Origin of the sequence: Enterobacter chinensis (assembly GCF_034008295.1) — a bacterium.
Classification (GTDB): Bacteria; Pseudomonadota; Gammaproteobacteria; order Enterobacterales; family Enterobacteriaceae; genus Enterobacter; species Enterobacter chinensis.
On the sequence record NZ_JARDVI010000003.1, the window covers coordinates 616,780 to 625,293 of the forward strand.

General features: G+C 59.4%; 8 protein-coding genes. 3 read left to right on the forward strand and 5 right to left on the reverse strand.

Translation table 11 applies throughout. From position 1 onward, the window contains the following. Positions 1 to 70 precede the first annotated feature (70 nt). The 3 genes from PYW49_RS12290 (at position 71) to PYW49_RS12300 (ending at position 2,764) form a co-directional block, all read left to right on the forward strand. A complete protein-coding gene (locus tag PYW49_RS12290; RefSeq protein WP_320386553.1) occupies positions 71 to 958 on the forward strand; it encodes a LysR family transcriptional regulator in 888 nt (295 codons plus the stop codon). Positions 959 to 978: 20 nt separating this feature from the next. Continuing rightward, entirely contained in the window at positions 979 to 2,160 is a 1,182-nt protein-coding gene (locus PYW49_RS12295) for an aminotransferase-like domain-containing protein (RefSeq protein WP_320386554.1), read from the forward strand. An 85-nt stretch (positions 2,161 to 2,245) separates the two neighbouring features. Beyond that, positions 2,246 to 2,764, forward strand: a complete 519-nt coding sequence (locus PYW49_RS12300; RefSeq protein WP_320386555.1) for a DUF6622 family protein — start codon at positions 2,246 to 2,248, stop codon at positions 2,762 to 2,764. A 20-nt stretch (positions 2,765 to 2,784) separates the two neighbouring features. Here PYW49_RS12300 and PYW49_RS12305 read toward each other — a convergent pair whose 3' ends face one another. The 5 genes from PYW49_RS12305 to PYW49_RS12325 all read right to left on the reverse strand — a co-directional run bounded on the left by PYW49_RS12305 (position 2,785) and on the right by PYW49_RS12325 (position 8,471). Beyond that, positions 2,785 to 3,132, reverse strand: coding sequence for a HigA family addiction module antitoxin (locus tag PYW49_RS12305; protein ID WP_320386556.1), 348 nt, complete (start codon positions 3,130 to 3,132; stop codon positions 2,785 to 2,787). Positions 3,133 to 3,142: 10 nt separating this feature from the next. Further along, entirely contained in the window at positions 3,143 to 3,442 is a 300-nt protein-coding gene (locus PYW49_RS12310) for a type II toxin-antitoxin system RelE/ParE family toxin (protein ID WP_134347231.1), read from the reverse strand. A gap of 253 nt (positions 3,443 to 3,695) precedes the next feature. Then, on the reverse strand, positions 3,696 to 4,865 hold the full coding sequence (locus tag PYW49_RS12315) for an HlyD family efflux transporter periplasmic adaptor subunit (RefSeq protein ID WP_320386609.1): 1,170 nt from the start codon (positions 4,863 to 4,865) through the stop codon (positions 3,696 to 3,698). Between the two features lie 10 nt (positions 4,866 to 4,875). After that, the gene (locus PYW49_RS12320; RefSeq protein ID WP_320386557.1) at positions 4,876 to 7,071 is read right to left on the reverse strand and encodes a type I secretion system permease/ATPase; all 2,196 of its coding nucleotides are present in this window, start codon (positions 7,069 to 7,071) and stop codon (positions 4,876 to 4,878) included. Beyond that, positions 7,068 to 8,471, reverse strand: a complete 1,404-nt coding sequence (locus tag PYW49_RS12325) for a TolC family outer membrane protein (RefSeq protein ID WP_320386558.1) — start codon at positions 8,469 to 8,471, stop codon at positions 7,068 to 7,070. The genes PYW49_RS12320 and PYW49_RS12325 overlap by 4 nt, the downstream gene beginning before the upstream one ends. Between the last annotated feature and the right edge of the window lie 43 nt (positions 8,472 to 8,514).

The window sequence follows — 8,514 nt, forward strand, 5'->3', positions numbered from 1 at the left end:
ATTCTTTAATAAATTAAAATGCAGATAAACTGGGCTAAAGTTAGAAGATTACTAACCAGGGGTTTGGAATATGGATAAGCTTCGCAGCATGGAGACCTTTATTGCGGTAGTGGAAAGCGGCAGTTTCACCGGCGCGGCGGCAAGGCTGGAGATGTCGGCGGTGATGGTGGGGAAGTACGTTGCGCTACTGGAATCTCAGCTCGGCACCCGCCTGCTGGAGCGTAACACGCGTCGCCAGAGCCTGACCGATGCCGGACGGGTCTATTTCGACGAGGCGAAGCGGGTGCTGGAGCAGGTGGCGATTGCCGAAAGCGCGGTTGAACGCCTGCGTGTCGCACCGTCTGGTACCCTGCGGGTGACGGCGCCCACCTCGTTTGGCGGCAGCGCCATCGCGCCGTTGACGGCCACCTTTTTGCAACGCTACCCGGACGTGCGCGTTGAGCTGGATCTGACCAACCGGATGGTGGATCTGGTGGAGGAGGGCATTGATCTGGCCATTCGTATTGGCGATATTCACAACGACGATCTGGTGGCGAAATACCTCTGCCCCTACCGGATGGTGATCTGCGCCGCCCCGGACTATCTGGCGCGCTACGGTACGCCGCAAAACCCTGCCGACCTGGTGGATCATCTTTGCCTGTCCCACAGCGTATGGACCGCACGCAACGAGTGGCGACTGCCGGGTGTTGAAGGCGAGGTGCGCTGGAAGCGGGATGCGGTCTTAAGATGCAACGACGGCTACGGGCTGCGGATGGCCGCAAGAGCCGGGGCGGGGCTGCTGCTGCAGCCGGAAGTGCTGGTGGCGGAAGATCTGGAAAGCGGCAGGCTGGTGCCGGTGCTGGAGGAGTACATTCCGGCGCCGAGACCCGTGCACCTGCTGTGGCGCCAGGATTTACGGCCGCTCCCTAAGCTTACGGAATTTATCGCCCATATTCTGCTAAGATTGGGCACAATATAAAAAAAGAAGGTAAGCAAAGAATGTCTGTGAATAAACTCGCCAGCAGCGCGCAGGGCCTGCAATCATCTGCCATCCGTGAATTATTAAAACATAGCAAAATGGCCGGCGTCATTTCGCTGGGTGGGGGGATTCCTAACCCAGCCTTGTTCGATCGCGAAGGCCTGAAAATTGCCGCTGATGCCGTATTATCACAGCATTTTGGTGAGGCCTTTCAGTACGGTCTGACCGAAGGTGTGCCTGGGCTGCGTGAAGAAATTCAGCGCATCTGTGAAGGGCGCGGCATACGCTGCAAGGCGGATGAGGTGGTTGTGACCTCTGGTTCGCAGCAATCGCTCGACGTGCTGGCGCGCGCATTGATTAACCCGGGCGATACCGTTGTCGTTGAGCGTCCAACCTATCTTGCCGCGCTGCAGGTATTTGGCCTGGCGCAGGCGAATTTTGAATCCGTTGGCACCGATGGCGACGGAATGAACGTCGACGAGCTCGAAGCGCTGGTGGCCAAAAAAGCCATTAAAGCGGTTTATATCGTTCCAACCTTTGGTAACCCTGGCGGCGTGACGCTTTCTGAAGCGCGTCGTAAAAAGCTGGTGGAACTCTCGAAGCGCCATGACTTCGTGATTATCGAAGACGATCCGTACAGCGAAATTAACTATACCGATGAAGTCTTCCGCCCGTTAATTGCCCATGCCAAAGATATCGGTAACGAAGAGAACGTGGTGTATACCTCAACCTTCTCTAAAATCCTCGCGCCGGGCACCCGCGTAGGCTGGGTGCTGGTGCCGGAATGGCTGAAGCGCGCGGTGGTGAATCTTAAGCAAACCACCGATCTGCACACCAGCACGCTGTCGCAGCTGATGACGTACGAATACCTGAAAACCGGCCGCCTGGCCGATCAGATCAAAACGATCCGCGAAGCCTATCGCCAGAAATACCAGACGTTCGCAACAGAACTGGAGGCGGAACTGGGCGATGTGATGTCGTTCCACAAGCCGAAGGGCGGTATGTTCCTGTGGGCGAAGATGAAAAATGGTAGTAATACCACTCGCTGGCTGGAAAAGACGTTAAGTAACGGCGTAGTATTTGTGCCGGGCGAATTTTTCTACTGCAACGAGCCAGACCATTCGACGCTGCGTATGTCGTTTGTCACGCCAACGGATGAAGAGCTGAAAGAAGCGGTTCAACGCCTGAAAAAATCGCTGTAAAAGACCTGCGCATAATGGCGTTCCTGCCGTTATGCGCAATACGCGTTCAGGGCGGCAGGGGCCGCGATCGTCCATGGAGATCTCCATGTTTGAATTTCTGCTCGGTGTCGTTACGCACACGCCCGCCTGGGTGTGGGTGCTGTTTGTCTTCCTTATCTCCCGCGGCATTAAAGCCCGCAAGCCCGCCACCGTTACGCTGGAGCGGCTTGCCATCATTCCGGGTATCTTTCTTATCTGGGATATCTACGATCTGATGGTCTATCGCACGCTGACTCCCGAAACTGTCGCATTGTGGACGGCGGGGATCCTTGCCGGTGCAGCGCTGGGGTATATCCTGATTAAGCAGGCGGTTATCACCCGCGCAGAGGCGCCACGCAGCCTTTACCGCCAGGCAGATTACACCGCACTGCCGTTTATGATGCTGGCATTCGGGGTGAAGTATGTGCTGGGCGTGATGAGCGCGGTCTCTCCCCAGACGATGCAGCAGCCCGCTATGAGCGCGCTGGCGATCGTCTCCGGCGGCGTGTTTGCCGGCGTGTTTCTTGGGAAGTTTGCGCGCTATGTTGGGGTGTATAACAGTGCCGCGCCGCGCCCGGCGGAGTGAGATCTCCGCGCCTGTTCGGGTCAGGCAACATCCGGATGGCCAGATTTTCGCTTAGCCATGACTTCCGCAACGGTCTTTATACGGCTTAACTCCTCCTGCGTCCGGGAGTTAGATTGCGCTTCCCATATATCAACGTTCAGCTGTAAGTTCAGCCAAAATTCAATAGTGGTATCAAAGGCTTTTGCCAGTTTTATCGCCATATCGGCAGTAAGCTTGCGATTGTTATTGACCAGCGCGCTGATGGTATTGCGGTGTACATTAAGCATCTCCGCCAGATCGCTGATTTTCAGATTGAGCGGTTCAAGATACTCGTACTGCAACACGTCGCCCGGTGTGGTGGGTTTGCGGAGTGCCTGTTGAAGTGTCATAGGTGATGCCTCACTTGTGTTGCGTGTACCTGTGTGGAGAGAGGTAGAGATCTTCTGCTTTACCCTCTTTCCAGAGAAATACGAGCCTGTATTGCCTGTTTACCCGGATTGAGGAATATTCCTTCAGCGGAGGATTCAATGCTTCATACATATTGCCCGGTGGCGATCGCAAATCCCGGTGCGAGGTAGCTGCGTTGATGATGTCGAGCTTTCTCGCAAGCGCTGTCTCCAGATTTGAAGGAATAACATTGCTCGATCTACCGTAAAGAAAAAAATCCTCAAGCCATTGATCCCGAAAATGATTAATCATAATGCTGATAAGCTCCAGTCCATGAAGCTGAGTGAATAGTAATGCACTCTTGCACTGTGCGCAAGTGCATTTTGTCTGCGGGTAATATTACCCTGGTGATGGCTGAAGGGAAGTGGGATGCATGACTAAAGGTTAATTCTTCGAGGTGGACTCCACTTCTTGCGTGCGGTTTAATGCCCGGCGGCGCTGTGCTTGCGCGGGCCTACGGGCATGTAGGCCGGGTAAGGCGAAGTCGCCACCCGGCAATCCATGCTCACCGCTCCCTCAGCGCCTCCTTCGCCCGGTTAAACGGCTTAATCATATAATCCAGCACCGTTTTTTCTCCGGTCTTAATGTCCACCGTCGCAATCATCCCGGGCACAATTGAGAAGTGCCTGCCGGCCTTATTCACCAGGTAATCCTGGCTGGTGCGGATAAACACCCGGTAATAGAACACCTCCGGCTTGGCTTCGTCCTGGATGGTATCCGGGGATATCGTCTCGACCACGCCGTGCAGCCCGCCGTAAATGGCGTAATCGTAGGCGGTGATTTTGACCAGCGCCTCCTGGTTCGGGTGGATAAAGGCGATGTCGCGCGGCGACAGGCGGGTTTCGATCAGCAGGTGATCGTCCACCGGCACAATCTCCATCAGCTCACCGTTGGGCGGGATCACGCCGCCGATGGTGGTGACCTTGATGTTTTTCACGATCCCGCGCACCGGGGATTTTACCGTCAGACGGGTGACGGAATCCTGACGACCTTTGAGGATGGCGGAGACCATATCCACCTCCGCGTTGGCTTTGGAAAGCGCCTCGCGTGCCTGAACGTAATACTGCGAACGCACGTCGGTGAGCTTCAGTTCCAGGTCGCTTTTCTGCCGCTGCAGGCGCAGCACCTCCACGTGGCTGGCGGCCCCGGTTTTCACCAGCCGCTGGGTGATAGCCAGCTCCTTATTGGCGAGATCGAGCGCGGCGCGCAGCTCCCGCTGGGTATCCTCCAGCTGCGCGCGGCGGGAGTTGTAGAGCCGCGTTTCGGCGGCGATCAGATCCGGCCACTGAGCCAGCGAAGGGGGGAACTTCAGCGGCAGATCGTTGACCTCGGCATTCAGACGTGCGCTGGAGGCCAAAGACGCGCGGTAGCGCGCCGCGCTTTCGCCGACGTTCGACTCGGAACGCGTCGGATCGAGCCGCGCCAGCACCTGCCCGGCCTGCACCTGATCGCCCTCGTGGACGTTCAGCTCGGTGAGGATCCCGCCGTCCAGCGACTGTAACACCTGCTCTCGTGAGCTGGGGATCACCTTCCCGGAGCCGGTTGAAACCTCATCCAGCACGCCAAACCACGCCCAGACGCCCAGCACCACAAACATCAGCAGCGAGAAGATCACGATCCGTCGCGCGCCGGTGTAGCCGCTTTCGGAGTCGAGGGCGTTATCCAGATCGTCCATTGCGGCAACGTCACGCTGACTGATTTTCATTTTTCCACTCCCGTCCGGTTGCTGCCTGCTGCTGCTGTTGCATGCGGCTGTTGTTCAGCGCCTGAGCTTTTGGCGCGTCCATCACCAGCATCCCTTCTTTCAGCACCACGACCCGCTCCACCAGTTCCAGCACCGGTACGCGGTGGGTGGCGACGATCAGGGTGCGGTGGCCGAGCCAGTCGCCCAGCCGCTGGATAAATTCCCGCTCGGTGTGCTCGTCCAGCGAGGCGGTGGGTTCATCCATCAGCACGATATTCGGATCGCGCAGGAGCATACGCGCCAGCAGAATCGACTGGCGCTGACCGCCGGAAAGCCCCACGCCGTTTTCCATGATCGGGTAGTCCAGCCCTTTGGGCAGCTTCTGCACGAAGCCCGCCGCGCCGGTCAGTTCCAGCGCTTCGAAAATCTCTTCGTCGGTGGCGCGCGGCATGCCGAGGGTGATGTTTTCGCGCAGGGTGCCGTAAAACAGCCGCGCGTTCTGGGTCATAAATCCGACGTTGCGCCGGACGTCGGCGACGTCGAGATGCGGCAGGCTGAAGCCGTCGAGCCGCAGTTCGCCGGCCGCCAGATCCATTCCGCCCGCCATGGCCTGCAGCAGGGTCGATTTCCCGGCGCCGTTGCGCCCGAGGATCGCCACTTTTTCGCCCGGCCTGATCTCCAGACGGTTAATGCGCAGCGCCATGCGCGGATCCTCCGGGTGATAGCGGAACTGCGCCTGTTCAAAAAGATAGTGCCCGCGCAGCACGTCCTGGCGAATTGGCGTCTCTTCGCGCTGGTTCTCGGTGGGAAGCTGCATGATGCTGTCCAGCCCCTCTTTTGCCGCTTTGACCTGCTGCCAGCGGGCCAGCACGCCGCACAGCGTCGCCATCGGTGCAATCATGCGGGAGGCCAGCATCGACGCGGCAACCACCGAACCGGTGGTCAGGGTGCCGTCGATCACCATCGGCGCGCCGACCACGATCACGGCGGCGTAAACCAGGCTCTGGATGGTCATCCCCCAGCTGATCAGGTTCTGCGTCAGTTCGCGGGTGCGCAGGCCGGATTCCGCGGTGATCTGGATATAGCTGTTCCACTGCTGCAAAAAGCGGTTTTCCGCCTGCATCAGCTTGATGTCCTCCAGCCCCTGCACGCTCTCCACCAGCACCGCGTTGCGCAGGGTCGATTCATGGGCTGACTGCTTCGCCAGCTCTGCCAGCTTCTTCTGCAGCAGCAGGCCGGGCAGAACCATGATCACCGCCGCGACCGGCGCGATCCACGCCAGCTGCGGAGCGATGATCGCCAGCACCACCACGAACAGTAAAAAGAAGGGCAGGTCGACAATCGTCGAGATGGTGGACGAGGTCACCATCTCGCGGATCTGCTCCAGCTCGCGCAGCTGGGAAATAAAGCTGCCGGTGGAGCGGGGAATAGCGCTGTTGCGCAGCCGCAGGGCATGGCCGAAGACGCGATCCGAAACGCGCATGTCCGAGCGTTTGCCCAGCAGATCCATAATGTGTCCGCGCGCCACGCGCAGCACGAAGCCAAACAGGGTGGCAATCAGCACCCCGATGGTCAGGACGTAAAGCGTCGGGTAGGACTGGGCGGGGATCACCCGGTCGTACACCTGCATGGAAAAGACGATCCCGGAGAGCGACAGCACGTTGATAAACAGCGCGGCGAGCATCACCCAGCTGTAGGGCCGCAGGTCGCGCATCACCAGCCGGTAGAGCCAGTCCGGGCGATATTTTGAGATGTAGGCGTCCACGCGGCTGTCCTTCAGCGCGGCGAGAGGTCGCAGGGCAATAACGTGGCGGATGGCGGGCAGCATCGCTGTCATCGACAGCCGGTTGGTGTAGGTCTCATCGCCGAAAAAGCTGACCTCCAGCGTATCGTCTCCGTCGAAATGCTCGATCACGCCGATCCTGCCGTCGTCCATCGCCACCACTACCGGCAAACGCCAGCTGTTGATCGTCTCCTGGCCGCCGGTAAGCAGCTGAAACGACAGCCCCGCCTCGCGTGCCAGCTGGGTGAGGGCGGGTACCATCGGTTTGCCCTTCAGCCACGGCGCACCCGCCAGCAGCGCGCCGGGAGAGCAGGCGACGCGGTAGCGCGTGGCGACAAAGCCAAAGGCCTGCGCCCACTGGGCCAGGGCCTCATCCGTCATGTTTTCACCTTGCGGGATATCACGCTGCTTCATGGCTGGATCTCCACGGTCTGGATGGTGCGGTTATCAAGATCAAACGCATGACGCAATTGTCCTGTGTTATATAAGCAGTTGAGCTGGAGCTGGTGCAGTTGGCCAAGGGTCTGCTGCTGGGTGAAACGCGCCTGGTAGACCTCCTGCTCGGCGTTGAGCACGTCGAGCAGCGGGCGCGAGCCGAGATCGAGATACTGCTGCTGGTAGAGTTCGCGGGTGCGGGCGCTGAGCGCTTCCTGGCGGCCCTGAATTTGCAGCGTACTTTGCAGGCTCATCACCTGGCTGCGGGCTTCCAGCAACTTCTGGCGGACATCAAGACGCGTGCGCTGAATGGTGGACTGCGCCGCTTCCACCGCGTGTCCGGCGGCGTTACGCCGGGCGGTGAGGCCGCCGCCCTGATAGAGTGGCATCTGCACTTTTACCCATGCGGAATACTGGGTGCGATCCCGCGTGTCGCTGCCCGCATAGCGATCGTTCATGTAGTGGCGCACCTCCGGCTCCAGCGAGACGGTTGGCGTCATCTGCGCGTCGGCGTAGTCGAGGTTAGCCTGCGCGACGTTAGCCTGCGCCCAGGCGGCGAGTACCGCGGGAACCAGACGGTCGTCCGGCTCGGCGATGTCGCAGCTCCGGCCCAGCTTTTGCGGGAAATCATTGCTGATCGCGTTCAGGCTGTTCCAGCCGAGAAAGCTCATCAGCGTGGCGCGGGCGCTGTCCAGGCTGGCCTGGTACTGCATCAGCTGGGCGCGCGCGCCTTCGATACGGGCATCGGTTTGCACAACGTCAGAGAGCGAGGTGGCCCCTTCGTCATTACGCTGGCGGGTCAGCGTGCCGATGGAGGAGAGGGCCTCAAGCTGCTCTTTGGCGGTATCAACCATCTGCTGCCACGTTTGCACCTGTACCATGGCGATGGCGGTATCGTGGGCGATAGTGTCGATGCTCACCAGCACGTTGGCCTGCTGCTGGGCAACGCCGGCGCTCTCGGCGCGCACCTGGCTTGCCACCTTGCCGAAGTCGTAGAGCATTTGTGAGAGAGAGAGCACCAGCGACGGCGTAAAGCCGTTCTGGTCGCCGTCGTGGGAGTAACCGTTGTCCACGCCGGCATTAATCTGCGGATAGTATTTTGATTTAGCGACGTCGACCTCTTCGCTCTGCTCGTAGAGTTTTCCCACCGCTTCGCTGATGGCCGGGTGCCAGGTGACGGCACGGTTGACGGCGTCGCCAAGCTGTAACGAACCGGGAGCGGCTTTGCCAGCCACCGGGGCCACGCGGCCGTTGAGCGAGGGGAGTTCCTGCGTTTCGCGAAGCTGTCCGGTATTGATCGTTGCCGCCGGGTTCGCGCACAGAGCGGGCACAGATATCAGGCAGCACGAGAGCCACCAGTAAGGCATCTTCATTCCCATGTCATGTCCCTAATAAAATAAGTACAGCTTTATTGTTATGCCC